The organism is Pseudomonas yamanorum, from assembly GCF_900105735.1.
Lineage (GTDB): Bacteria > Pseudomonadota > Gammaproteobacteria > Pseudomonadales > Pseudomonadaceae > Aquipseudomonas > Aquipseudomonas yamanorum.
In genome coordinates this window covers 187,841-210,402 of the sequence record NZ_LT629793.1, presented here as the reverse complement: position 1 = coordinate 210,402, position 22,562 = coordinate 187,841, and the positions used below count along the sequence as shown (strand labels likewise).

Sequence of the window (22,562 nt, the reverse complement as noted above, 5' to 3'; positions counted from 1 at the left end):
ATAAGAAGCCCGGCGCTGGGCCGGGCTTCGATGTAATAGCGTCAGAAACTAACGATGCTTGTTCTTGTGTTTATGCTTGTTCTTGCCATTGTGCTTCTTGCCATCAGATCGATGATTGCTCTCATCGTCCGCCAGGTTGTTTCCTAGCGCGCCACCCGCGGCGCCGCCGAGACCTGCACCGATCGTCGAGCCCGTGGAGCCGCCGAGGCGATTACCAATAAGTGACCCGCCAGCTGATCCGATACCGCCACCTAACGCGGCTTCCGCTCTGTTGCCTCTTTGAGCGCCGACAGCACTGCCGGCAGCACCCCCTACGCCTGCGCCTACCGCCGCGCCCGTTGAGCCGCCGAGCTGTTGACCTACGATATTGCCAAGTGCACCACCAACGCCGCCTCCAAGAGCGGCGGTGCCATCTCCGGCTGCCATTGCGCCTTGCGAAATGAGGACACCCAGAACCAGGGCGGGTAGTGTCATTTTCATTTTTTGAACCTCTATGGGTTGTCAGCAGGCGCTCACGGTTTAAAGCACGCCTGGCATTAGGACTGGAGTGAAAGTTTGAAGTTCTCTAAGGGCAGGGCCTGCGGGCGAATGGTTGTAACAAGATATGCCGTGATGGGTCTGGCTGCAGTTGGCAGGTACAGGGCTGACAATATGACGGGAAGCTGGCAAGCATCATAGAGATCGTTACTCTAGGGTGCAGATCCAACGGTGATTCTGCCGATATGGCGCTTATGTCGGCCGGCCTAGCATGAGGAGATCCTATGTCCACTTCCACGCTCACTCCGCGCGTCTTCAGTACGCCCCGTCATACGACGCATTATGTAGAGCAGGGGACTGCCGATGGGCCATTGATGATGTTCCTGCACGGTTGGCCTGAGCTCAGTTTGATCTGGCGTGCGCAGATGGAAGCGTTCGCTGCCCAGGGCTGGCACTGCGTCGCACCCGACATGCGCGGTTATGGTGGTTCCTCTGCGCCAGCCGCCATCGATGCGTACACGATTGAAAACATCGTGGCAGACATGGCAGAACTTCATGACCATCTCGGCGGAATGCCCGCAATCTGGGTAGGCCACGATTGGGGCAGCGTTGTGGCGGGTGAATTGGTCGCGCATGAACCTCAGCGCAGCCGCGGCGTGGTGCTGATTTCGGTCCCGTACTTCCCCTCCACGAACGCGTTGCCGACGCTGGTGCCGCTGGTTGACCGAGGGATTTATCCGGCGGACCAGTATCCAGACGGTCAATGGGACTATTACCGCTACTACAACACGCACTTTGCTTCCGCCGTCGCCGATCTTGATGCGGACAAAGCAGCCTCGCTGGCGTCGATCTATCGACAAGGAAACCCTGCGAGCATCGGCAAGGTTGCATCCAATGCAGAAGTGACCAGGAAAGGCGGGCGGTTTGGCGAAGCGCACCGAGCCCCACCCACCCAACCAGACCCCGCGCTTTGGCCCGAGGCGGACTTCGCTGTGCTGGTGCGGACGTTCGAAGAGCATGGTTTTGGCGCGCCCTGCGCTTGGTATCTGAACGACGATGCCAACATCGATTACGCCCACCGAGCGCCCAACGGCGGACGCCTGTCATTGCCCGTACTGTTTGTGAACGGCGATTACGACCAGATGAATACCATCACGGGCAATCGGTTGGGCGATCCAATGCGCGCGGCCTGCGCAGATCTCAGCGTGACGAGCGTGCCTGGCGGACATTGGCTTCCAGTGGAGTGCAAGGCAGAGCTCGTTGAGGCCATAAGTACCTGGCTACAAAGTAGAGAGCTGCGTAATTGATCTTCCTTTGGTGTCTTTGAGATCCCTATACCCCTGCTTATGGTGCCCGGGTTGTTCGCAGTGTCTAACGGAACGTATGATCGCCACGAGTGCCCTCATCCGGGCGCTGAGAGACTCACACCCTTTGAAGGACATGAGCATGGAAAAGCACTTCGGTAATTCAGGCCTGTTCAAGGCTGCTTCGTATCACTGCAACACGCTCCTGGACAGCGGCATCGCTCGCTGGGAGCTGAAAAATATTGCGTTGAATACGAAGGAGTTTTTGATATGTCCAAAGAACTACTCGGAGTTTCTGCTCTAGGGTTGATGGTGCTCGGTGAGTTTTGTGCAATCTACAGTGAGGTGGTGACCGCCAAGCTTGCTCAGACAGGGAGTAGCTCCTGGGAAGGGTTTGTCATTCCCGTTGTGCTTATGTGTTTTGCCGGGCTCTGTCTGCTGGGTGCGTATTGGCTGGGGTATGTGGCTGTCGGTGATATCTGGATCGTCACCGTGGTCTCAGTCACCTCTTTGCTGCTGCTTGAACCCGTGGTGGTCTGGTCGCTGTTCCATGAGGCACCAGGGCGTGGTGCACTCATCGGGTTCGTCCTGGGAGCCTTGGGTATGCTTTCCACTGTACTGCTTTAACTCAGCCCTCTGGCCTGGCGATCAAGCGCCGGGCCAGTTCACCGCCACTGGGTTCCGTGCAACCCTTAGTGATTTTGTAATTCATCCTCGGAGCAGCGAGCCCATGTCAAACACCGCTGGCATGTTTACCCGTCAGTTCTTTCACGGCACCCGGGCCGATCTGGAACCGGGCGATATGATCCGCGTCGGCTACCCCTCCAATTTCACGCAGGGTAAACCACTGTCGTGGGTCTACTTCGCGGGCACCCTGGATGCCGCCATCTGGGGCGCTGAGCTGGCGCTTGGCAGTGAGCGGGAACGGATTTATGTGGTGGAGCCAACGGGGCCAATCATGGATGATCCCAACGTGACGGATAAGAAGTTTCCCGGCAACCCCACGCTGTCCTATCGCTCCGGCGATCCGTTGCGGGTGGTGGCTGAGGTGACGAAGTGGCAAGGACATCCGCCTGAGCGGTTGCAGCAGATGAAGAACAACCTCGCCCGTTTAAAGGCCGAGGGTCGCGATGTGATCATCGACTGATATAGATTGCCCAGTGGTTTTCTTCAATTGTTCCAGCAGGTGCCCCCATGCAGCATTCTCCTCCTGAAGGCTTACCCACCTATCGGATTCTGACAGGCAAGGACGATGCCTCCTTCTGTCACCGCGTCTCTGAGGCCCTTGCTCTGGGCTACCAGCTTTATGGTTCGCCAGCGGCAACTTTTAACGGCGAATACGTTGTCGTGGCACAGGCCGTCGTTTGGAATCCCGATAACTAGCCGGTCTCAGTGAGCGACGCGCGAGGTGGAGTCACGACGACTCAGCCATGAACAGGGACGGACATTGCCGGTGATCAATTCAGCCTTGCGGGTATGGTGTGCAGTCAGTGTGCTGTGCATCGCCTCCTTTACCATGGTGACTTCCGAGTTCGCCCCCATTGGTTTGCTGTCGCAAATATCCGCCGACCTGGATCAAGCCCCGTCTACCGTCGGGCTGACCGTAACGCTATACGCTTGGATCGGGGCGGCCAGCGGCTTGCTATCCAACTGGTTGAACCGCCGGGTTCCCCGCAAGGCGCTGCTGATTGCGTTGATGTTGATACTGGCCTTATCAAACGGCCTGGCAGCGTTATCCCCTGAATTTTCCTCTCTGCTCGGTGCCCGCGCCGTCGGCGCATTGGCCCATGGCGTGTTCTGGGCCATCGTGGCAGCCACCGCCGCGCATATCGTGCCGTCGCACCGCGTGGGACTGGCCACCTCGATTGTGCTGGGCGGCATCACGATCGCCACGGTCATGGGCGTACCGCTGATTAATCTGGTGGGCCAATACGATGGTTGGCGCACGGCTTTTGTGTGCCTCGCCGTGATGTGTGTCGCCAGCGCCGGTGCGATCGCCCTGGTGCTGCCTTCCCTGCATATTCCCTCGCTGGCCAAAGGTCTGGGCTTTGCGGTGGTGCTGCGGCGCAAGGACCTCTTGATCACCTACGTCATCACGGGCCTGACGGCGGCCGCGCATTTTGGTGCCTACACCTTTGTCGAACCGTTTATTGGCCAGGTGCCTGGAATTACCTCGTACATGATTGCGGTGTTGCTGTTTGCCTTCGGGGCCTCGGGTTTTCTGGGCAACCTCTTGAGTGCGCTGTTGATTGATCGCTACTTGAAAGCGTTCATTTTGCTGGCGTTGGTTGCGATGGCATTGGCGTTGGTGACCTTGGGTATTTATGGTCCGCCACTCGGGCTCGTGTCCGTGGTTATCCTGCTGGTGGTCTGGGGCGTGGCCATTTCCGCTTTGTTTACCGGTCTGCAGACGTGGGTCTTGAGGATCGCCGGTGATCACATGGTGCCTGCGACCGCCATCCACACAGCTGTGCTCAACAGCGCGATCGGGCTGGGTGTGATTATCGGTGGCAGTGCGCTGGATGTGGCGGGGTTCAAGGGGGCGATGCTGTCGGCCAGCGTAGTGATCGTCCCGGCCATTATCCTGATGATCGCCGCAGGACTTCGCGCCCGGGCAGAGCCGGTTTTTTCGTAAAGCGGGAGCGCTCTGGCGAAACACTCCTGTCAGGAACTGACGCAGGCTTGAACTAAGGTGAGCTCTCTCTCTTCCGCCAGGTCAAATAATGAAATTCTCGTCTGTTCGTCTCGTTACCAACCACTTTGAACGGCTCGTTCAGTTCTATCAAAACCTCACGACTGTCGAGCCAAGGCATCTGGCTGAGGGGTTCGCTGAAATTCACCTCGACGGCGTGGTCCTGGCCATAGCCGATGAACGCCTGATCCGCCTTCATAACGATGGATTGGCAGTCGCCGCCAGCAACCGTTCGGCGATCCTGGAGTTTCAAGTGGATGATGTCGAGGCCGTCCTGCTGCGTATCGGTCGCGCAGACGTGGTGATGCCGGTGACGGTCATGCCATGGGGCAACACTTCGGTATTGCTGCGTGATCCTGATGGAAGCCTGGTTAACGTCTTTTCGAGGCCTTGGCGCTGAATCGGTTCGTCGTTGTAGCCAAGTTCAGTAAGGTCGATAACGCGTTAAAGGAATCGGCTAAAGCGCCGATCAATTAAGATCTATACCGGAATTGGATATTTGACATGATCGCTAACGTCAGCAGTCTTGCTTCTGTGCCCACCAGTCCAAGCTCCGCCAGTGTCAGTGATGGCTCCAAGACACAAGCTTCCGGCACCTCGGGCCCCGGCCCGACCACCGATGCCAAAAGTGCTTCCGGCGCAGGGGCCGGCCAGGCCGCATCGACGTCGCAGGAGTCCGACACCGTCAAGGAGCTGAAAAAGCAAATTGCGGAGTTGCAAAAGCAACTTCAAGAGCAGCAGCAAAACATGCAAAAGGCACAGGCCAGCAATCAAAGCGCAGACGCCAAGGCGGCCGCCGTGGCAGCAGCCCAGACGCAGATTGCCGCAACGGCAGCAGCGTTGCAGTCTGCTTCCTCGGCTTTGTTGCAGGCGCTCACTTCTGAAGGTGGAAGCGGTACCGGTTCACTCGTCAGTGCCACCGCCTGACAGGCAGATTTGGTTTTCCACGAGGAACATTCGTGTACCCGCGCGCCATTCTGTTCGACCTGGATAACACACTGACGCATCGCGCCTTGAGTATCCGACGCTACGCCGAACGGTTCCTGGCTGAGTTCGGCGAGCACATCAGGCCCGCGACGCTGGACGACATCACGCACCTGATTTTGCGGGAAGACAGCGGCGGCTATCTTTCCCCGCAGTCCGCATTCTCTTCGATCCGCGAAGCTGTAGGCCACACCCTTGCCAACCAACTGCCGTGGCGAGTGCCGCAGCCGGCTGAGGTCCTGGTCGAGCACTGGGTCAGCCATTTTCCGGCCGCAGCCGTGCCAATGCCGGGCGCTGCAGCGTTGATTCAGGCGCTGGAGCACAGACACATCAAGGTCGGGATTGTTTCCAATGGCGCCGAGCACTCGCGAAGGAAAACCATCGCTGCATTGCCCTTCGCTCAGTCGGTTGGTACCGTTGTCAGTTCGCAAGCGTTCGGGACAGCCAAACCTGCACGGGAAATCTTCCATGAGGCGGCTGCACGGTTAGGCGTTCTTCCCGAGCACTGCTGGTTTGTCGGTGATCACCCTCTAAACGACTACCAAGGGGCAAAAGCCGCCGGGATGTACGCTGTATGGTTTCAGGGGTTTCATCAATGGCCCGCAGGCCTTGCTCCCGCGCAAGACACTATAAAATCGCTCGACGAGCTACCCGCTCTGATCGCAAAGCGATAGCCAGCATAACGCCGGATAATTAGCCTCACTTCGCAAACCAAACGTCAACGGAACTGCGTTTATGAAATACAGCTGGATCGCACTTGTCTTACTGCTTTGTGCCTGCACGAGCGGCCCCAACCACCAGGAGCAACTGGTAGAGAAGCGCTTATGGGAATATCAGTTGCTCACTCACCTCAACCACTTCAAGTCCTATCCCGAAGAAGCTCGCCTGCAAAGGCTGACCGGCATGGTCAGAGTGGCCTTTGTCGTCGACGCCAAAGGCAACCTGATACGCCACAAAATCGTCAGCCACACAGGCTCGGATCTTTTCGTCGGGGCAGTGGAGGCATTTATTCCGGCGGCCTCGCCAGTGCCTGCGCCCCCGCCCTCAATGCTGCGTAAAGGCGAAGTTGAAGTGGTGGCGCCCTTTGTATTCTGCATGGAGCAGGGCGCTTGCACCGGCTCACCGCCGCAGCGAATCTAGCGGCAACCTGTGGCCAAATGACAGGCAAAGAAAAGCCCACGACGGGGGTCGCGGGCTTAAAGGTTTTCACCAGGAGCTGAGATGACCATAGGTGCCCGACTGTGAAAGGTGTGTGAAAGGACAGCACATCGCACCGGCTGTTGGATATTTCGAGCCCCGGCATTTGCCGGGGCTTTTTCGTATGCGGGGCTGCAACTCTTTACGGGAACAAGTGTTCAGAAATGCAGTCATAGCGATGTGCCATCTCGGCCAGTCAGAAAGGAATCAACTGATGTCCATTGTGGGTAAAGCATCGCTCGCTGTTGTCGCTTCGTTGTTGATAGGTGCAATGGCACCGTCAGTTCAGGCGGCGAGTCCCGCTCGGTGGGGGGATTTCGGTGCGTCGGCCGGTAACAGACTCACCGCGAGCAGTTCGGGCGCAGGTGGCGAATATTTCCTGCATCCGTCGGATATTTCGGTAGGTGACATTCAGGCCATGCGCGACGCGCTCAAGCGCAATGACAGCGAAATGCAAAGTCTGGAAAGCAAGCTGGAAGGCCAGGCACGCGCCCTTGAAGACCTGAAGAAAAACACCGGCTCAAGTTCCAGCTCCAGTGACGGCCAGCTGTCCGAGCTCAAGCGCACCGTATCCGATCAGAAAAACACCATCGATAAGCTCAAGAGCGAGGTTGAAGACCTCAAGCGCAATTCAAGTTCCAGCTCAAACTCCAGCTCCAGCGAACTGTCCAGCCTCAAAAGCACCGTCAGTGATCAGAAGCGCAGCCTTGAAGACCTCAAGCGCAGTGTCGACAACCTCAGCAGCAAGGTGAAGTAACAGAAGGGTGGCCGTGGCCTTTGCCGGGCAGGAGCAGATTTTGCAGCTTGAAGCGCACGCCTGTGCGACGCCCGGTAGGTTACACCGCTTTACCCGGGTGTATGGTAGACCGGGCAAACACCTGGATTATCTCTGGAGAGAGAGGTGACTATGAGCACTCCCATGCTGAACAAGCTGCATCTCAACGGCTATGACATCGTGCAGGTCAACAGCGGCCCGTGGCGGGTCTGTACCAAGGCCGACCGCCTGGCATCCTTTGGCTCCCGTGAGCAGGCACTGGCGTACGCCGCAGCGCTGCCGGGGTACAAGGCGCGGTCGAGGCCGGTGGCCAATGATGCTTGAACCCTCAATAGCCTCGGTCAGTCCGGGGCTTTTTATTGGGTCTCGCTTGAGCAATACATAAACGGTGGCGAGGGAGCTTGCTCCCGCTGGAGTGCGAAGCGCTCCCAGGATTTTGGGGCCTCTGCGCAGCCCAACGGGGAGCAAGCTCCCTCGCCACACAGCAGATATTTTGGGATGATTCGCAGCTGATTAGCCCGTAGGAACCTGTCATGTCCCTGGCAACCTTATTTCTGTTCGTCATGATGAGCGCCGCGATTATCGCGATTCCCGGCCCGACGGTTCTGTTGGCCCTGCAGAATGGATCGCGCCATGGATTGCAGGCGGCGTTCTGGGGCATGGCCGGGGCGGTGGTGGCCGACGCCTTGCTGGTGACGGCGGTGGCGTGTGGCCTGGGTTTGCTGCTCGCGGCCAGTGAAGGGCTGTTTCAGGCACTGAAATGGATCGGTTCGGCGTACCTCATCTGGATCGGCTGGCAGATGTTGCGATCACCCCAGGCGGCGTTGCCGTCGGTGGGCGAAGGTGAGGACGGCGGCACCCGCTCGGCGAGTATTTTCACCCGCAGTTTCCTGGTGGCGATTTCCAATCCCAAGGCATTGTTGTTCATGTCGGCATTCCTGCCGCAATTTGTCGACAGCACCCAAGCACAACTGCCGCAGTACGCGTGCCTGTTGTTCGCACTCTGCGTGCTGAACGTCAGCATCATGATGTTCTATGCGGTATGCGGGGCACGCTTGCTTAGTCGCCTGCGGCCCGCACACTTGCAGCACTTCAACCGTGGGGCGGGTGGGTTGTTGATGGCGATGGGCGTGCTGTTGGCCGCTTACCGTCGTGCCCCGGCTGCATAACCTAAACGAATGGCTGGCCGTGGAACCCGCGTGGCAGGCGCTGGCGGCCTGGCAGTTCGGTCAGGCGCTGGGTCCAGGCACTGCGCCAGTCACCGGCGGCATGGGCGGTTTTGGACTTGCGCGCGGCACGCCGAGCGGCGTTGCGTTGGGTGCGACGGGCTTCTTTGAATACTTCGGTGTTACGGCAGGTACGGCACTTGACCCGTTTCAGCTCGGTGCTGGAGGGGAGGTTGTTGCCGTGATGACCGCAGGCAAGATGCCCGGCGACCTTGAAGTGAATGACCATGTAAGCGTCTCCTTCTTGGGGGATGCGTCGCATCGGTAATCTGCTGATGCGCGCGGGCAGGGCGGGGCAGCCATTGGCTGGTTTTCACCGCTCTGTCTTTTATGACAGTTTGCTGTCACATGCGTTCGTTTGTGCGGGTTGGCAACGCTGTTCGTGACGCGCCTGCTCGTTTACTCTCCAAGTACACACACAATGTGAATGGAGTGGAAGATGAGTCATCAAGAGTCCCAGGAAGGCGGCTGCCGTTGTGATCGGGTACGTTTTACCGTGACCGAAAAACCGCTGATCACCATGGCGTGCCATTGCACCGGGTGCCAGAAGATGTCATCCAGCGCGTTCTCGCTGAGCGCGCTGATCCCCAGCCACGGATTCACCATCACCCAGGGCAACCCGGTGATCGGCGGACTGCATGGCGTCGACCGCCACTACTGCTGCCCCCACTGCATGAGTTGGATGTTTTCCCGCCCCAATGGCGTGGAAGATCTGATCAACCTGCGCCCCACCATGCTGGATGATGCCAGCGGTTATGTGCCATTCATTGAAACCTGGACCAGTGAAAAGCTGCCGTGGGCGACTACCCCGGCGCAGCACAGCTTTGCGCAGCTCCCGGAGAGGGAGAATTTCCCCGCGCTGATACAGGCGTACGCCGAGTACAGCGGCGGTTGAACTAGTCCATCAGCGCCAGCAGGTCGGTGTCGCCCACGTCGCGCCCGGCCTGCGTCAGCAGGGTTGTCACCTGTCCCCGGTGGTGGGTCTGGTGATTGAAGAAGTGCACGAGCAGTGCATGAAAATTCTTGTTCATCGGTGTGCCCGCCATGTTGTGGTACTGCAGGGGCTGATCCAGCTCCGGCTCGCTGATGGATTGCACCCAGTCGATGATGATCTGGTCGAGCCAGGCACGATGGGCCGACAGTTCACGGATATCGGCGAAGGCCAGTTGATTCAGGCGTGGCGGCAACGCCAAAGCGCTTAGCGGTGCCAGCGCGGCAAAGCCTGCCGGATGCTCGGCGAAACGCTTGAGCCAGACGCGGTCACCCAGGGCGAGGTGGTTCAGCGTGCCAAGGATCGAACCGAAGAACGCACCACGGTCGGCAATCAGGTCCTCGTCGCTCAGGCCGTTGGCAGCGTCGTACACCTTGCGGTTCATCCACTGGTTGTAGGTCGCCATCAGGGCGATATGCTCGGTACGGGTCATGTCGAGGCTTCCTCCGGGTGCGATGGCGCCATGATAAAGCGTGCCTGCCGGGCGGTCATGGTGTTCTGGCGCAGCGGGTCTATTGTTGTTGATCTGGAACTCTGCGCCCTGGGAGGGTGACACCATGAATACCGGCGATCTACTGGAACAATTGCTGCGAGCGGGCCAAGCCTCAACGAGCCAGCAGGGCGGCTCCGCAACGGCGGCTCAAGGCGGGCTGGGTGGTTTGGGCGGGCTGCTGGGCGGTTTGCTGGGCAGCGGCGGTGCTTCGGCTTCAGGCGGTGGCGGCCTCGGTGGTTTGCTCGGCGGACTGGGCGGCATGCTCGGCGGAACCCGTGCGGCGCCGCAAGGGCGCACCGGCGGCACCAACTACGCGGCGCTGGCTTCCCTGGGCATGATGGCGTTCCAGGCCTATCAGGCCTGGCAGCGTCAACAGGCATCGGCGCCGCAGCAGGCGTTGCAAACGGTTGACCAGCTGTCCGGCGCGCAGGTCGAAGAACACAGCCATGCCGTGCTGCGCGCGTTGATCGCGGCAGCCAAGGCAGATGGTGAGATTGATGAGCGTGAGCAGCAGATGATCTCGGCCGAGATCGGCAAGCACACCGATGACCCGCAATTGCAGGCGTGGCTGGATACCGAGGTGGCCAAGCCGCTGAATGCGGCGGATTTTGCCGAGTTTGCCGGGGACCCGGCGGTGGCATCCGAGGTGTACCTGGTCAGTGTGCTGCTGGTGGATGACCAGCAGGACGCGGAGCGCAACTACCTGGATGAACTGGCGGCGCAGCTGAAGATTGATCCTGCGTTGCAAGTGCATCTGGAGCAGCAGGCCAAGGGCCAGGTTTAAATCACTATTGACTGTCATACCAAACCTGTGGCGAGGGAGCTGCTCCCGTTGGGCTGCGCAGCAGACCCAAAACAATCGACCGTGTGCTTTCAGATAGAAATCGGTCGCAGGTTTCAGGGCCGCTTCGCGCCCCAGCGGGAGCAAGCTCCCTCGCCACAGATTGATGATCGTCTGCGGATTAGAACCGCAACGTGGCCCCCGTCGTGAGCCATTGATGCTGACCCCCGATCAAACTGCGCCCTACCACCAGGTCAGCATCCACATTCTTGCCGATATGCACCCTCGGCCCTGCCTGCCACGCCTGGTCGCCACCTTGCTGGCCGTAACGTTCGGCGATCAGTGTCAGCGAGTCCATCACGCTGTATTCAAACCCGGTACCCCAGGTCGGTCGATGGGTTTGGTCGCCGTCGTTATAGGCGTGGCTCCAGCCTGCGTTGAAGTTCAGCCGCAGGGCTTCCATGGGCTGCCAGGTGAATGGCACATTCAAATCTGCGCCATCAAACGAATGTTGACGGTTCAATGCGTAGTGCACACCGGCAGACGCGGCCAGTTCCAGGCCCAGGTCTTCCCGGGTCCATAACTGGGCCTTGAGTTGCGGATTCACCTGGGTTTCCCCATCGCCATCATGATTGGCCCGGGACACGGCGGCGGTCCATTGCAGCCAGGGAATGGCGGCGGTGGTGCAAGCGGGCGAAAGGGTTTCGCTGTGGGTAGAGCCGTCGTGCCGATTGGCGGTGAACCAGGCGTCGACATTGCATTCGCCCGGGGCGTTGATTGCGCCGTCGTCGACCACATAGGAACCGCCGGCCGCATAGGCATTCGACATCAGGCTGAGCACCAGCACGACGCCAAGCGTCGCGCCGACAAAAATCAGGTTGCGCCGCACCGCCCGACGCTTGGAAGCGGGCAGGGGATGGAAGGTTACGTGGGTGCTGCGGTTGCGGTATTTGGTGAAACCGTCAGGGGTTTGCTTCTTGTACATGGTGAACCTCGATCAACAGCCGGTGGCGTGTCCCGACCGGACTTGGCAGGGACGCGCCGTGATTCAAATAAAAAAAGGTGTGCAACTGGGTACCGCTACAACGGGGTTCTTCGTTCATGTCTGGATGCTCCAATAAAGGTTGATTCAGCTGTCTACGGTCAGCACATGAATGCCACTGGCCTTGGCCTGGCTCACCAGCTCCAAGGTGTCGTCGCCGCCGGGCAATGCGATGATCACGTCGGGGCGGCTGTCCGTGAGCATGAACTGGTTGCGGTGACGCTCGGCTTGCTTGCCATGGCGTTGCCAGTTGGGTGGGTAACGCACCACATCCACCCCCGTTTCCCGGGCCCAGTCCTCCACGTCGCTGCCCAGGAACTGACTGCCGCCGTGGATCAACACCTGCACCGGGCGCAGGCGGTGGTAGGCGTCCAACACCTGGCGGGACATTTTTGTATCGGCGTAATGACGACCTGCACAGATCAAGACGCGCATGGTGATGTTTCCTTGTATTGCGTATTGCCATTTATCGACGTGGGCGCAGCAAGCGGATGCACGTGCTGCTCAAGCTGCTGGAGAAACCCAGCATGAAGCGCATTTCCACGGCGCTGAGCACGTTGCGCGCGTAGAGCCGCACGCCCAGCACCATCACCGTCTTGGCGGCTTGGGCGAGGGCGAATACCAATACGGCGCGTGCGGCGTTGTCGAGGTAGCTGATGAGTCGGGTCATTGTCTGTCTCCGCGGACGCTGGCTATCCACCGATAGCCAGCGTTTTCAGGGGCGGTTGATCAGTACCACTGCTTGAAGCGGCGGATGTAGAGGGTTTTCATCAGTTGAGCCACGCAGCAGTAGGCGACCAGAGTGCCCACCAGCCATGGGAAGTACGCCAGTGGCAGCGGCTCCAGGCCCACCATCGCGCCCAGCGGCGAGAACGGTACGTAGATGCCCAGCCCGATCACGATGCAGGTCATCATCATCACCGGCCATGCGGCGTTGCTCTGGAAGAACGGGATCTTGCGGGTGCGCAGCATGTGTACCACCAACGTCTGCGAGAGCAGCCCCTCGATGAACCAGCCGGACTGGAACAGGGTCTGCATTTCCACGCTGTTGGCCGAGAACACGTACCACATCAGGGCAAAGGTGGTCATGTCGAAGATCGACGAGGTCGGCCCGATCCAGATCATGAAGCGGCCAATGTTTTTCGCGTCCCACTTGCGTGGCTTGGCCAAGTATTCCTTGTCCATCTTGTCCCACGGCAAAGCCAGCTGGGAGATGTCGTACATCAGGTTCTGCAGCAGCAGGTGGATCGACAGCATCGGCAGGAACGGGATGAACGCACTGGCCACCAGCACCGAGAACACGTTGCCGAAGTTGGAGCTGGCGGTCATGTTCAGGTACTTCATGATATTGCCGAAGGTCTCGCGGCCTTTCAGCACGCCTTCTTCCAGCACCATCAGGCTCTTTTCCAGCAGGATGATGTCGGCAGACTCCTTGGCGATGTCCGTCGCGCTGTCCACCGAGATACCCACGTCGGCATCCCGCAGGGCCGGTGCATCGTTGATGCCGTCGCCGAGGAAGCCCACGGTGTGGCCGTTGGACTGCAAGGTCTTGAGCACCCGCGACTTCTGCAGCGGCGTCAGCTTGGCGAAGACTGTGCGTTCCTCAACCCGTAGTTTGAGGGTGGCGTCGTCCATCGCTTCGATTTCCACACCCAGCAACGGTACGCCAGGCTCCAGGCCGACCTGACGGCAGATCTTGCTGGTGACGATGGCGTTGTCGCCGGTCAGCACTTTGACCGCTACGCCGATCTCGCGCAGGGCAGCAATCGCCGGGCCTGCGGTTTCCTTTGGTGGATCAAGGAAGGTCAGGAAACCACGGATCACCAAGTTGCGCTCATCGGCCGTGGTGTACTGCTTGCGTGCGAGGGCCTTGGGAATGTTGCGGGTGGCCAGCACCAGTACCCGGAAGCCGTCTTCGTTGTAGTCCTGGGCAATCGCCAGCAACTCGTTGCGACGACGATCATCCAGCTCGACGGCAACGTCACCTTCCATCACGTGGGTGGAAATGCTCAGCATCTCCTCGACCGCGCCCTTGCACACCAGCAGGTGATCGTTTTGCGCGTCCTTGACCACTATCGACAGGCGACGGCGGATAAAGTCGAACGGCAGTTCATCCACCTTGCTGTAGGCGAACGGTATCTGGAACTTCGGGTTCTGCTCCGAGAACTGGACGACCGCCTGATCCATCAGGTTCTTCATGCCGCTTTGGTGATGGCTGTTCAGCCAGGCCAGGGTCAGCACCGAATCATCACGGTTGCCGAAGGCGTTGACGTGGTGCTCGAGGATGATCTTGTCCTGGGTCAGGGTGCCGGTCTTGTCGGTGCACAACACGTCCATCGAACCGAAGTTCTGGATCGCGTTGAGGCGCTTGACCACCACCTTGCGCTTGGCCATGGCGGTTGCACCCTTGGCCAGGTTGGCGCTGACGATCATCGGCAGCATTTCCGGGGTCAGGCCCACCGCCACCGCCAGGGCGAACAGCAAGGCATCGCTCCAGTCGCCCTTGGAGAAGCCGTTGAGGAAAAACACGATCGGCGTCATCACCAGCATGAAGCGGATCAGCAGCCAGCTGACGCTGTTCACCCCGCGGTCAAACGCGGTTTGCACCCGGGAGCCGACAATCGCTTTGGCCAGGGAGCCAAAGTAGGTGCGCGGGCCGGTGGCAACCACCACGGCTTGCGCCCGGCCACTGACGACGTTGGTGCCCATGAAGCAAATGTTCGGCAGGTCCAGCAGGTTGCCTTGGTCGGCGGCTGTGGAAGTAGCGGATTTTTGCGTGACGTCCCCGAGGGTGTCGTACTTCTCCACCGGCAAGGCTTCGCCGGTGAGCACGGCCTGGCTGATGAACAGGTCACGGGACTCGATCAGGCGGATGTCGGCCGGGATCATGTCGCCGGCAGACAGTTGCACGATATCGCCAGCCACCAGGTCGCGCATCGGCACTTCCCGCAGGGTTGGCTTGGAGCCCACTTGCTCACGGCGCAGCACTGTGGCGGTGGTGCGCACCATGGCCTTCAAGGCTTCGGCGGACTTGGCCGAACGGTGTTCCTGCCAGAACCGCAGCAGGCTGCTGAGCATGACCATGGTCATGATAATGATGACCTTGGTCAGATCGGCTTCTTCACCGGCCTGCAGTGGCAGCCAGTAGTCAGTGACGAAGCTGATGGCGCCCAGGGTCAGCAGCACATAGATGAACGGGTTGTTCAGGGCCTGGAGGAATTGCACGATGGCGTGAGGCGGCTTGTCGTGAGCCACCTCGTTGTAGCCTTCACGTTGCAGGCGAGCAGAGGCATCCAGTTCGGTCAGGCCATCCTTGGTTGCCCGGACATTGGCGAGGGTTGCCGAGAGGCCGTTCTGGGCTTCGCGGGCGGCACGCATCGACAGTTTGGTGTCGGTGTCCGTGCCGTTTTTCTTGTGCAGTTTCGGGTTTTTTACTGCGCTCATTGTGTGTACTCCTGTCGCCAATTTTTCGACAAAACATACCCGGTACTTACCTGATGACAGGCGAGCGAAAGCATGCCGAGTCGCTGACTTCGCGATCGGTTTAAATAAAGTGTTGGGTAACTTTCTACAGGCCCGCTAACAGCGCGTTAGTTAACTAGCGCGCAGCGGGCTACTACTGGCTTCGTCCATAGAGAACTCCAGCTAAATAATTAACGGATAATCAGAAAGTTGCTGTTTCCAGCCGGCTTACGCCGTGCGAGCGTCCACGTAGAGGCTCAGCATCAGGCTCGCTTGCGCGACCAAGCTGGAAACGTTCCGTCTCTGTGGGTCTTGAGGGTCGGCGTGATCCCATTGCTGGACCAGATGGCCGGTGGTGGGGCAGATACGCCAGTGGGCCCGGGGAGTCGGGCACACGCGGGGGGATGAGGTCACAAAGGTGCTGCGGGTAGGGGAAAAGCCTACGGGCTCGCGGCACAATTTGGCACGCAGGGCGGCAGCCAGCGTACGCAGATCAGGCAAAACAATCAGTTGAAAGGTCATAACACACCTCGGGACCGGACTGGCATCCGGTGAGGCAGTTACGTTGGAGCGTCAGGCTCTAGCGCAGCTTACTCGGCCGGAAAGGCGAGTCCCGTCATTTTTTCTGGGTTTGGTGCCCGATTTGCCGTATTCACGGTGATCGGACAGCGACTAGATACTGTGTCCATTGGCTTCTTTTGTGAGGTTGAAAAATGGCCCTGAGTTGCAGGCACGGGGAATTTACTCAGGCAGTTGCCGGATGTCAACGGTTAATGACTTAATTTGTTACTGGTTCAGAGTTTGTTCAGATAGATGGTGGAGGGGGAAGTTGCTGTGGTTAGTGTGCTAATTGATAAATGATCTGTGCCTGTTGGATGGGTGGGGTACATATCCGTTATTTGTGTTATGGCTGATATTGGTTCCGCTCTTACAGCGGCTCACTTTTGAAAAGCGCAAAAGTAAGCAAAACGCTCTTGCCCCACCACTCGGCACCTCGCTCAGGCTCGGTGTGCCCTCACTCCGGCTTTGGACCGTGGGCCGCCGCGATGGGCCATCCTTGGCCCAGCGCGGCTAACCCGGCGTCCTGCCGGGTTACCCACGCTCCAAAGCCTGCGTTCGGCCAGCGTGGTTTAACGGGGCGCCTAAGATCAAAATCAAGATCAACAGCACAGCGGCCTACCGGCCGGCTTGAGTGTTTAGAAGCAACAGCAACAGCAAAATCAAAAGCTAAAGCGGGCACGGTCAACTGTGGGAGCTGGCTTGCCTGCGATGGCATCGCCTCGGTGCATCTGGAAGACCGAGGTGTCTGCATCGCAGGCAAGCCCACAGAAAAGCAGAGCTGCATCAGCTTCAGATTTGGCTTTCGCTCTGGATCTTGCCTTTGCTTTTAACACTCAAGCCGGCCGGGAGGCCGCTGTGCTCTTGATCTGCTTTTGATCTTGATCTGACTGCCCCAATAAGCCCGAGGCCGAACGCAGGCAGTGCGGAGCGGGTAAACCGGCAGGACGCCGGTTTAGCCGCGCCGGGCCATGGATGGCCCGTCGCGGCGGCCCGCGGAGCAATGCCGGAGTGAGGGAACACCGAGCCCTAGCGAGGTGCCGACAGGCGGGGCAGAGCCCTTTGCTTACTTTGGGGCTTTTCCAAAGTGAGCCGCTGTAAGAGCGGAACCATAGGCGGCCGTTACCTAAATAACGGATATGTACTCAATCACCCACCCTCAAATCGCCCGCAAAGCCAGAACCGCCAGATACAGCAGCACCACACCGCAAGCGCCATAGCTAACCCTCTGCCACATGGGCGACGCATTCTGGCGCAACAGGTTGACCAACGCCGCAATCAAAAAGCACGAAAGCACCGACGCCACCATGAACCCCGCAAAAAACATCAGCGTCTGCCCATGGCTCGGCGTCGCCCCAACTATCCCCGACAGCGCGCTGCCCAAGGCCCCCCAATAAACAATGTTCTTCGGATTGGCCAGGGAAATCGCTGCCCCCACCATCAGCGCATTCTGCCCGGACCTGGCCGGCGCACTGTCGGATTCCGGCAGCCGCCAGGCATCCATCAAGCTGCGTATCCCGAGCCACGCGAGATACAAACCGCACACCGCCGTCAGCGGCACCCGTACCGACTCATGCTGGATCAACAACGCTATGCCGGTCAGCCCAATCACCGCCCACACGGCATCGCCCACCAGCGAGCCAATCTGCACCAACAACGCAGGCGTAAACCCGTGCAATAGCCCACGGCGCAGGGTTTCCGCCAGCACCGCCCCCGGAGACAGGCAAAACACAAAACCGAACACCAGCGCCGAAAAAAAGATCGTCAACATGCCTGCCTGCCTTCCTTCAATGGATGGCCGGTAGTTTGGGGGAGGGTGGAGAGTTCGTCTTGAACCAGATTGCGCTTTTCAGCCCTTGAGCACGCTTTGATAGCGCCCCGGCGTAATGCCGTAGGCCGCACGAAAATGCCGGTTCAGATGGCTTTGATCGGCGAATCCGAGGGCGTGGGCCACTTGCGACGCCGCCACGCCTGAGCGCAACAGCCCTTTGGCGCGACGAGTGCGCAGTTGCATCGCCCACTGGCGAGGACTCAGTCCGGTTTCTTTCTGGAAAGCTCGCAGCAGATGGAATTTCGACAGGCCCAGCTCGTCGCCGAGAGTCTCGAGGGCAACCGCCTGGTGCAGGTTTTCCGCCAGCAACTCCTGAGCCTTGATCACCAGCCCGCGACCCACCGCCGTGCTGCCAGGCAGGCGCACGCCACTGCAACTGACCACCTCGCCGAGCAGCACCACCAAGGCTTCCTCACTCAGCTCCCGGGCGATCGGATCGGCACTCAGCGAACCTTCAATCGCACCGGCCAGTTTCATCGCCAGCTCCGGTTGGAAACACAGCGAACGGTCGAACTCCAGGTGTGCCAGACCCAGGTCAGCCGCCAATTGATCGGCAGTCGCATACAGGCTGACAAACCGCCACGGCTGCCCCTCGGCCGCGCCGCCGCCCTGAATCTGCCCTGGGTTGTACAAGGTGATGCTGCCGGGGCCGGCTTCGAACGTCCGGCGGTCCAGCCACACCTGTTCCTCGCCGAGCAGGTTGACGCCGATCACGCATTCATCATGGCTGTGGCGGGCAAACGTCAGGCCGGTGCACGATGTGCTGCTGACTTCGTAGTTGCCCAGCCAGGCGTGCTGCATGGAACTCATTGAGGGGGCTCGCAGTGACGGTTGCCCGCGAGCATACGCCGGAAGAGGGCTTCAGATCGACTACTCGCCAGGCTCTTCGGTTACAACGCGGCGATGCGATCAAGCTCGGCCTTGAGTTCGATGGGGTTCAGCCTGGCGAACGGAATCTCGAAAAAAGCCCGGCAGCGCCGTTCAATGATTTCGAGCGTGGCGCGGAACGCGGCGTCGACCTGGGCTTCATCGCCTTGAACATCCGACGGGTCCTCCAACCCCCAATGCGCCTTGATGGCCGGGCCGAAATACACCGGGCAGGCCTCCCCGGCGGCCTTGTCGCACACGGTGATGACGAAGTCCGGCGGGCTGCCTTCAAAGGCGTCGTTGCCCTTGCTGTACAAACCTTCGGTGCTGATGCCGGCGGCCTTCAGGGTGGTCAGGGTGCGGGGCAGCACCTGGCCCCTGGGGAAACTCCCGGAGCTGATGGCATGGAAACCGTCCGGCGCCAGATGGTTGAGCAAGGCTTCGGAGAGAATGCTGCGGCAGCTGTTGGCGGTGCACATGAACAGGACTTTCATCAAGCGGACTCCGTCAGAAACTCAGGCGCAGGGCGAGGGCGGCGAGGGTGATCAACAGCACCGGGAGGGTCAGCACAATGCCGACCTTGAAGTAGTAACCCCAGGTGATGCTGATGCCTTTGCGCGCCAGGATGTGCAGCCAGAGCAAGGTGGCCAGGCTACCGATGGGGGTGATTTTCGGGCCGAGGTCGCTGCCGATCACGTTGGCGTAGATCATCGCGTCCTTGACCACGCCTACCGCGTGGCTGGCTTCGATGGAAAGCGCACCGATCAGCACGGTCGGCAGGTTGTTCATCGCCGAAGACAACAGGGCGGTCAGCACGCCAGTGCCCAATGCCGCGCCCCACACGCCGTAACCGGCGAAGGTGTCGAGCCAGGTCGCAAGGTAGTTGGTCAGCCCGGCGTTACGCAGGCCGTAGACCACCAGGTACATGCCCAGGGAGAAGATCACGATCTGCCAGGGCGCTTCCTTCAGCACCTTGCGAGTGGAAATCTTGTGGCCCTTGGCGGCGATTACCAGCAGCAAGGTGGCGCAGGCGGCGGAAATCGCGCTGATGGGAATGCCCAGCGGTTCCAGGGCGAAGCAGCCCACCAGCAGGATGCCCAGCACCCACCAGCCGGCGCGGAAGGTGGCGCGGTCGTGGATCGCGCTGGCAGGGTCGTCGAGGTCGGCCGGGTCGTAGGTTTGCGGAATATCGCGGCGGAAAAACCACATCAATACCGCGAGGGTCGCGGCGACGCTCACCAGGTTCACCGGCACCATCACGGCGGCGTATTCGTTAAAGCCGATCTTGAAGTAGTCGGCCGATACGATGTTCACCAGATTGGAGACCACCAGTGGCAGGCTCGCGGTGTCGGCGATAAACCCGGCGCCCATGACGAACGCCAGGGTCGCCGCCGGAGAAAAGCGCAACGCCAACAGCATCGACATCACGATGGGCGTGAGGATCAGCGCCGCGCCGTCGTTGGCGAACAACGCCGACACCAGCGCGCCCAGCAGCACCATATACGCGAACAACCGCCGACCGCGTCCACGGCCCCAACGCGCCACATGCAAGGCGGCCCAGGCAAAAAAGCCCGCCTCATCCAGCAGCAGGCTGATGACGATCAACGCGACGAACGTCCCGGTGGCGTTCCAGATGATGTGCCACACCACCGGAATATCCGCCAGGCTGATAACGCCACACGCCAGGGCCAGGATCGCGCCCATGGTGGCGCTCCAGCCGACGCCCAGGCCCTTGGGCTGCCAGATGACCAGGATGATGGTGAACAGAAAAATAGCAACGGCTACAAGCATGAAAAGCTCTCCGCAGGATCAGCAGCAGGCGCTGGCCCGTTGTGGTCGGTCGCCCATGGTGTCCAAACGCTGGGCGTCTGTGTTTAACCAGGCTTGGTTGGCTTGCAGGGTGGTGTCGAGCACCGCCGTCACCCATGCTGGCAAGGCCGGGTTGAGGCGGTAATAAATCCACTGGCCCTGGCGACGGTCCAGCAATAACCCGCAACTGCGCAGTTGCGCCAGGTGGCGGGAGATTTTCGGCTGGCTGTCGTCCAGAGCATGGATCAACTCGCACACACAAAGTTCGCCTTCACGCAGGATCAACAACGTCAGCCGTGCGCGGGTGGCGTCGGCCAGGCATTTGAAGACGTTGGGTGGGGAGAAGAGATCTGACATGGTCAGCGACCTCATATATATGGAAATTCGAATATACGTATTTCCATATGTTTCGGTCAAATCCTGTTTCGATTGACCTGCGTCAACGGCCGGGCAATCGACGACAAGTGGTTGAAATTAAACTGAAACACAAATGTCCTAAAGTGCCTGCCCAATGGTGATGAAGGAAGAAAACGTGTGACCCGTGCCACTCGCAACCTGCGTAAGACCCTCGATTCCGTCGCGGACAATAACGAAACCGCGGCCTTTGACCTGATGCGCGCGGTTGAAAAGCTCAGCGATGAAGTGCTGCGCCAGCGTCTGCTCAATACCATCCACCGGCTCAACCAGGACGCCCACGAACTGCGCGAAGCCCGGGACGCCGTGGAGCGGGTGTCGGTCAAACTGGCCTGAGCACGATCGTTCAAGACAATCCCTGATACCGCTGGCATGCTTGTCGACTGACTGTCGATGAGCCTGTTGTGTATGCCTAACGCCCTGCCTCTGAACGCCTTTTCCCGTGGCGCGATTGCGATCATTCCATTGTCCCTGGCCTGTGCGCCCTGGGGATTGCTGGCCGGTTCCACCGCAATTGATGCCCAATTCACTCCGCTGGAAGCCCAAGGGCTGTCGACCATTGTGTTTGCCGGTGCCGCCCAACTGGTGGCCATCGGTATGGTCAAGAGCGGCGCCAGCCTGATTTCGATCCTGCTGACCACCTTGCTGCTGACCTCACAGCATTTGCTCTATGGCATGCACATGCGCCCTACGCTGTCGCCGCTCAAACCCAGGTGGCGCATGAGCCTGGGCTTTTTGCTGACCGATGAATTCTTCGCCCTGGTCAGCCAATATGACCGCCAGACCTTCAACCGCTGGTACGCCCTGGGCGTCGGCCTGACGTTCTATATCATCTGGAACGTCTTCACCTTCGCCGGCATCGTGCTCGGTAAAAGCATTCCCGGGCTGGATCAGCTGGGTCTGGAATTCTCGATTGCCGCGACGTTTATCGCCCTGATCACCCCCGTTGTACGCGACGTGCCAACCATCGTCTGCGTCGCCGTGTCGTTGTTGTGTTCGGTATGGCTGAGCTACCTGCATTGGGAGTCGGCGGTGGTGGTGTCCGGAGTGTTGGGGATGAGCGCGGGGTTTGCGTGCAAGCGGCTGGGAGTAGGGCAGCGATGATCTTCGTGATGATTTTTGGCATGGGTTTGATCGTGTTTCTCAACCGCTACCTGTTCATCGAGCCGCGCCTGCCGGTGCGCCTCAATCGCGGGGCGCGGGAGTTTCTCGGGTTTGCCGTACCGGGGATGCTCACCGCCATCTGTGGGCCGATCATTTTTCTGGCCGACCACAAACTCAACCTGAGCGTGAGCAACCCTTACCTGCTGGCGGGGGTGTGCGCCGTGGCGTTGATGTTCTGGACCCGCAGCGTGCTGATCACCGTGTTGCTGAGCATGGCGCTGTTCTATCTGTTCCGCTGGCTGCTCTGAACAGCAAACGCCTGCCGTAGCAGCTGTCGAGCCCAAGCGAGGCTGCGTCAGGCGCGCCTCGGTTTAGCGTCTGGCTGGTTAATGGGGGTGCTGCCAACGCAGCCTCGCTGGGGCTCGACAGCTGCTACGGGGGGAGCAAAACCAGGGCAAAAAAAAGCCTGCGGGAGGGCAGGCTGGAAGGGAGACTTCTTAAAAATGAGCCTGTCGACTATAGGCGGCAAGGTCTCCCTTCACAGTGAAACAAAGT

General features: G+C 59.8%; 31 protein-coding genes. 18 read left to right on the top strand and 13 right to left on the bottom strand.

Annotated elements, in window-relative coordinates:
- Positions 1-48 precede the first annotated feature (48 nt).
- Positions 49-480: a hypothetical protein gene (locus BLU46_RS01065; RefSeq protein ID WP_093197396.1), complete on the bottom strand. Its 432-nt coding sequence runs from the start codon at positions 478-480 to the stop codon at positions 49-51.
- 281 nt (positions 481-761) lie between these two features.
- Between BLU46_RS01065 and BLU46_RS01060 the strand changes: the two genes are divergently transcribed.
- From BLU46_RS01060 to BLU46_RS01000, 13 genes are all read left to right on the top strand, one after another.
- Entirely contained in the window at positions 762-1,784 is a 1,023-nt protein-coding gene (locus tag BLU46_RS01060) for an alpha/beta hydrolase (protein WP_093197391.1), read from the top strand.
- A 139-nt stretch (positions 1,785-1,923) separates the two neighbouring features.
- A complete protein-coding gene (locus BLU46_RS32995; protein WP_167410158.1) occupies positions 1,924-2,085 on the top strand; it encodes a hypothetical protein in 162 nt (53 codons plus the stop codon).
- 5 nt (positions 2,086-2,090) lie between these two features.
- A complete protein-coding gene (locus BLU46_RS01050) occupies positions 2,091-2,408 on the top strand; it encodes a hypothetical protein (RefSeq protein ID WP_172834572.1) in 318 nt (105 codons plus the stop codon).
- Between the two features lie 103 nt (positions 2,409-2,511).
- Positions 2,512-2,928, top strand: a complete 417-nt coding sequence (arr, locus tag BLU46_RS01045) for an NAD(+)--rifampin ADP-ribosyltransferase (RefSeq protein ID WP_093197382.1) — start codon at positions 2,512-2,514, stop codon at positions 2,926-2,928.
- A 47-nt stretch (positions 2,929-2,975) separates the two neighbouring features.
- A complete protein-coding gene (locus BLU46_RS01040; RefSeq protein WP_081253153.1) occupies positions 2,976-3,164 on the top strand; it encodes a DUF1737 domain-containing protein in 189 nt (62 codons plus the stop codon).
- A gap of 70 nt (positions 3,165-3,234) precedes the next feature.
- The gene (locus BLU46_RS01035) at positions 3,235-4,416 is read left to right on the top strand and encodes an MFS transporter (RefSeq protein WP_093210048.1); all 1,182 of its coding nucleotides are present in this window, start codon (positions 3,235-3,237) and stop codon (positions 4,414-4,416) included.
- An 88-nt stretch (positions 4,417-4,504) separates the two neighbouring features.
- Positions 4,505-4,873 carry a VOC family protein gene (locus BLU46_RS01030; protein ID WP_063030510.1) on the top strand — a complete coding sequence of 123 codons (369 nt, stop codon included), beginning with the start codon at positions 4,505-4,507 and terminating at the stop codon, positions 4,871-4,873.
- Between the two features lie 104 nt (positions 4,874-4,977).
- Positions 4,978-5,400 (top strand): hypothetical protein, encoded by a 423-nt coding sequence (locus BLU46_RS01025; RefSeq protein ID WP_093197377.1) that lies wholly within the window; start codon positions 4,978-4,980, stop codon positions 5,398-5,400.
- Between the two features lie 32 nt (positions 5,401-5,432).
- Positions 5,433-6,131: an HAD family hydrolase gene (locus BLU46_RS01020; protein WP_017477634.1), complete on the top strand. Its 699-nt coding sequence runs from the start codon at positions 5,433-5,435 to the stop codon at positions 6,129-6,131.
- Between the two features lie 61 nt (positions 6,132-6,192).
- Positions 6,193-6,597: a TonB family protein gene (locus BLU46_RS01015; RefSeq protein WP_063030503.1), complete on the top strand. Its 405-nt coding sequence runs from the start codon at positions 6,193-6,195 to the stop codon at positions 6,595-6,597.
- Positions 6,598-6,925: 328 nt separating this feature from the next.
- Entirely contained in the window at positions 6,926-7,411 is a 486-nt protein-coding gene (locus BLU46_RS01010; RefSeq protein ID WP_231988854.1) for a hypothetical protein, read from the top strand.
- 150 nt (positions 7,412-7,561) lie between these two features.
- On the top strand, positions 7,562-7,753 hold the full coding sequence (locus tag BLU46_RS01005) for a hypothetical protein (protein WP_023658809.1): 192 nt from the start codon (positions 7,562-7,564) through the stop codon (positions 7,751-7,753).
- Positions 7,754-7,962: 209 nt separating this feature from the next.
- Entirely contained in the window at positions 7,963-8,598 is a 636-nt protein-coding gene (locus BLU46_RS01000) for a LysE family translocator (RefSeq protein WP_093197372.1), read from the top strand.
- Position 8,599: 1 nt separating this feature from the next.
- Here the strand turns inward: BLU46_RS01000 and BLU46_RS00995 are convergent, their stop codons facing one another.
- Complete coding sequence (locus BLU46_RS00995) at positions 8,600-8,884, bottom strand: hypothetical protein (RefSeq protein WP_093197368.1); 285 nt, start codon at positions 8,882-8,884, stop codon at positions 8,600-8,602.
- 210 nt (positions 8,885-9,094) lie between these two features.
- Here BLU46_RS00995 and BLU46_RS00990 point away from each other — a divergent pair, with 210 nt between their 5' ends.
- Entirely contained in the window at positions 9,095-9,550 is a 456-nt protein-coding gene (locus BLU46_RS00990) for a GFA family protein (RefSeq protein WP_063030495.1), read from the top strand.
- A gap of 1 nt (position 9,551) precedes the next feature.
- On the opposite strand, the gene BLU46_RS00985 is transcribed toward BLU46_RS00990, so the two are convergent.
- Positions 9,552-10,079 (bottom strand): DinB family protein, encoded by a 528-nt coding sequence (locus tag BLU46_RS00985; protein WP_063030493.1) that lies wholly within the window; start codon positions 10,077-10,079, stop codon positions 9,552-9,554.
- A gap of 124 nt (positions 10,080-10,203) precedes the next feature.
- Here BLU46_RS00985 and BLU46_RS00980 point away from each other — a divergent pair, with 124 nt between their 5' ends.
- On the top strand, positions 10,204-10,923 hold the full coding sequence (locus BLU46_RS00980; RefSeq protein WP_093197364.1) for a tellurite resistance TerB family protein: 720 nt from the start codon (positions 10,204-10,206) through the stop codon (positions 10,921-10,923).
- Between the two features lie 178 nt (positions 10,924-11,101).
- On the opposite strand, the gene BLU46_RS00975 is transcribed toward BLU46_RS00980, so the two are convergent.
- The 10 genes from BLU46_RS00975 to BLU46_RS00925 form a co-directional block, all read right to left on the bottom strand.
- Positions 11,102-11,905, bottom strand: coding sequence for a hypothetical protein (locus BLU46_RS00975; protein ID WP_093197360.1), 804 nt, complete (start codon positions 11,903-11,905; stop codon positions 11,102-11,104).
- 144 nt (positions 11,906-12,049) lie between these two features.
- Positions 12,050-12,397 (bottom strand): DUF2493 domain-containing protein, encoded by a 348-nt coding sequence (locus BLU46_RS00970; protein ID WP_063030487.1) that lies wholly within the window; start codon positions 12,395-12,397, stop codon positions 12,050-12,052.
- 31 nt (positions 12,398-12,428) lie between these two features.
- On the bottom strand, positions 12,429-12,632 hold the full coding sequence (locus tag BLU46_RS00965) for a hypothetical protein (RefSeq protein ID WP_218169152.1): 204 nt from the start codon (positions 12,630-12,632) through the stop codon (positions 12,429-12,431).
- A gap of 59 nt (positions 12,633-12,691) precedes the next feature.
- A complete protein-coding gene (mgtA, locus tag BLU46_RS00960) occupies positions 12,692-15,406 on the bottom strand; it encodes a magnesium-translocating P-type ATPase (RefSeq protein WP_063030485.1) in 2,715 nt (904 codons plus the stop codon).
- Positions 15,407-15,652: 246 nt separating this feature from the next.
- Positions 15,653-15,946, bottom strand: a complete 294-nt coding sequence (locus BLU46_RS00955; protein WP_093197355.1) for a hypothetical protein — start codon at positions 15,944-15,946, stop codon at positions 15,653-15,655.
- Between the two features lie 1,195 nt (positions 15,947-17,141).
- Complete coding sequence (locus tag BLU46_RS00945) at positions 17,142-17,753, bottom strand: LysE family transporter (protein WP_093197351.1); 612 nt, start codon at positions 17,751-17,753, stop codon at positions 17,142-17,144.
- Between the two features lie 78 nt (positions 17,754-17,831).
- Complete coding sequence (locus BLU46_RS00940) at positions 17,832-18,623, bottom strand: AraC family transcriptional regulator (protein ID WP_172834504.1); 792 nt, start codon at positions 18,621-18,623, stop codon at positions 17,832-17,834.
- A gap of 80 nt (positions 18,624-18,703) precedes the next feature.
- Entirely contained in the window at positions 18,704-19,174 is a 471-nt protein-coding gene (locus BLU46_RS00935; RefSeq protein WP_093197343.1) for an arsenate reductase ArsC, read from the bottom strand.
- Positions 19,175-19,187: 13 nt separating this feature from the next.
- On the bottom strand, positions 19,188-20,471 hold the full coding sequence (locus BLU46_RS00930) for an arsenic transporter (RefSeq protein WP_093197338.1): 1,284 nt from the start codon (positions 20,469-20,471) through the stop codon (positions 19,188-19,190).
- 18 nt (positions 20,472-20,489) lie between these two features.
- Entirely contained in the window at positions 20,490-20,846 is a 357-nt protein-coding gene (locus tag BLU46_RS00925; RefSeq protein ID WP_063030473.1) for a metalloregulator ArsR/SmtB family transcription factor, read from the bottom strand.
- Positions 20,847-21,023: 177 nt separating this feature from the next.
- On the opposite strand from BLU46_RS00925, the gene BLU46_RS00920 reads away from it, so the two are divergent.
- From BLU46_RS00920 to BLU46_RS00910, 3 genes are all read left to right on the top strand, one after another.
- Positions 21,024-21,239 (top strand): hypothetical protein, encoded by a 216-nt coding sequence (locus BLU46_RS00920; protein ID WP_003212603.1) that lies wholly within the window; start codon positions 21,024-21,026, stop codon positions 21,237-21,239.
- Positions 21,240-21,311: 72 nt separating this feature from the next.
- Positions 21,312-22,007, top strand: a complete 696-nt coding sequence (locus BLU46_RS00915) for an AzlC family ABC transporter permease (protein WP_093197331.1) — start codon at positions 21,312-21,314, stop codon at positions 22,005-22,007.
- Entirely contained in the window at positions 22,004-22,315 is a 312-nt protein-coding gene (locus BLU46_RS00910) for an AzlD domain-containing protein (protein ID WP_063030469.1), read from the top strand. The genes BLU46_RS00915 and BLU46_RS00910 overlap by 4 nt, the downstream gene beginning before the upstream one ends.
- Positions 22,316-22,562: the final 247 nt, after the last annotated feature.

Coding starts and splice junctions, on each gene's coding strand:
- BLU46_RS01065 (WP_093197396.1), bottom strand. CDS start 480: ATGAAAATGACACTACCCGCCCTGGTTCTGGGTGTCCTCATTTCGCAA.
- BLU46_RS01060 (WP_093197391.1), top strand. CDS start 762: ATGTCCACTTCCACGCTCACTCCGCGCGTCTTCAGTACGCCCCGTCAT.
- BLU46_RS32995 (WP_167410158.1), top strand. CDS start 1,924: ATGGAAAAGCACTTCGGTAATTCAGGCCTGTTCAAGGCTGCTTCGTAT.
- BLU46_RS01050 (WP_172834572.1), top strand. CDS start 2,091: ATGGTGCTCGGTGAGTTTTGTGCAATCTACAGTGAGGTGGTGACCGCC.
- arr (WP_093197382.1), top strand. CDS start 2,512: ATGTCAAACACCGCTGGCATGTTTACCCGTCAGTTCTTTCACGGCACC.
- BLU46_RS01040 (WP_081253153.1), top strand. CDS start 2,976: ATGCAGCATTCTCCTCCTGAAGGCTTACCCACCTATCGGATTCTGACA.
- BLU46_RS01030 (WP_063030510.1), top strand. CDS start 4,505: ATGAAATTCTCGTCTGTTCGTCTCGTTACCAACCACTTTGAACGGCTC.
- BLU46_RS01025 (WP_093197377.1), top strand. CDS start 4,978: ATGATCGCTAACGTCAGCAGTCTTGCTTCTGTGCCCACCAGTCCAAGC.
- BLU46_RS01015 (WP_063030503.1), top strand. CDS start 6,193: ATGAAATACAGCTGGATCGCACTTGTCTTACTGCTTTGTGCCTGCACG.
- BLU46_RS01010 (WP_231988854.1), top strand. CDS start 6,926: ATGGCACCGTCAGTTCAGGCGGCGAGTCCCGCTCGGTGGGGGGATTTC.
- BLU46_RS01005 (WP_023658809.1), top strand. CDS start 7,562: ATGAGCACTCCCATGCTGAACAAGCTGCATCTCAACGGCTATGACATC.
- BLU46_RS01000 (WP_093197372.1), top strand. CDS start 7,963: ATGTCCCTGGCAACCTTATTTCTGTTCGTCATGATGAGCGCCGCGATT.
- BLU46_RS00995 (WP_093197368.1), bottom strand. CDS start 8,884: ATGGTCATTCACTTCAAGGTCGCCGGGCATCTTGCCTGCGGTCATCAC.
- BLU46_RS00990 (WP_063030495.1), top strand. CDS start 9,095: ATGAGTCATCAAGAGTCCCAGGAAGGCGGCTGCCGTTGTGATCGGGTA.
- BLU46_RS00985 (WP_063030493.1), bottom strand. CDS start 10,079: ATGACCCGTACCGAGCATATCGCCCTGATGGCGACCTACAACCAGTGG.
- BLU46_RS00980 (WP_093197364.1), top strand. CDS start 10,204: ATGAATACCGGCGATCTACTGGAACAATTGCTGCGAGCGGGCCAAGCC.
- BLU46_RS00975 (WP_093197360.1), bottom strand. CDS start 11,905: ATGTACAAGAAGCAAACCCCTGACGGTTTCACCAAATACCGCAACCGC.
- BLU46_RS00970 (WP_063030487.1), bottom strand. CDS start 12,397: ATGCGCGTCTTGATCTGTGCAGGTCGTCATTACGCCGATACAAAAATG.
- BLU46_RS00965 (WP_218169152.1), bottom strand. CDS start 12,632: ATGACCCGACTCATCAGCTACCTCGACAACGCCGCACGCGCCGTATTG.
- mgtA (WP_063030485.1), bottom strand. CDS start 15,406: ATGAGCGCAGTAAAAAACCCGAAACTGCACAAGAAAAACGGCACGGAC.
- BLU46_RS00955 (WP_093197355.1), bottom strand. CDS start 15,946: ATGACCTTTCAACTGATTGTTTTGCCTGATCTGCGTACGCTGGCTGCC.
- BLU46_RS00945 (WP_093197351.1), bottom strand. CDS start 17,753: ATGTTGACGATCTTTTTTTCGGCGCTGGTGTTCGGTTTTGTGTTTTGC.
- BLU46_RS00940 (WP_172834504.1), bottom strand. CDS start 18,623: ATGAGTTCCATGCAGCACGCCTGGCTGGGCAACTACGAAGTCAGCAGC.
- BLU46_RS00935 (WP_093197343.1), bottom strand. CDS start 19,174: ATGAAAGTCCTGTTCATGTGCACCGCCAACAGCTGCCGCAGCATTCTC.
- BLU46_RS00930 (WP_093197338.1), bottom strand. CDS start 20,471: ATGCTTGTAGCCGTTGCTATTTTTCTGTTCACCATCATCCTGGTCATC.
- BLU46_RS00925 (WP_063030473.1), bottom strand. CDS start 20,846: ATGTCAGATCTCTTCTCCCCACCCAACGTCTTCAAATGCCTGGCCGAC.
- BLU46_RS00915 (WP_093197331.1), top strand. CDS start 21,312: ATGCCTAACGCCCTGCCTCTGAACGCCTTTTCCCGTGGCGCGATTGCG.
- BLU46_RS00910 (WP_063030469.1), top strand. CDS start 22,004: ATGATCTTCGTGATGATTTTTGGCATGGGTTTGATCGTGTTTCTCAAC.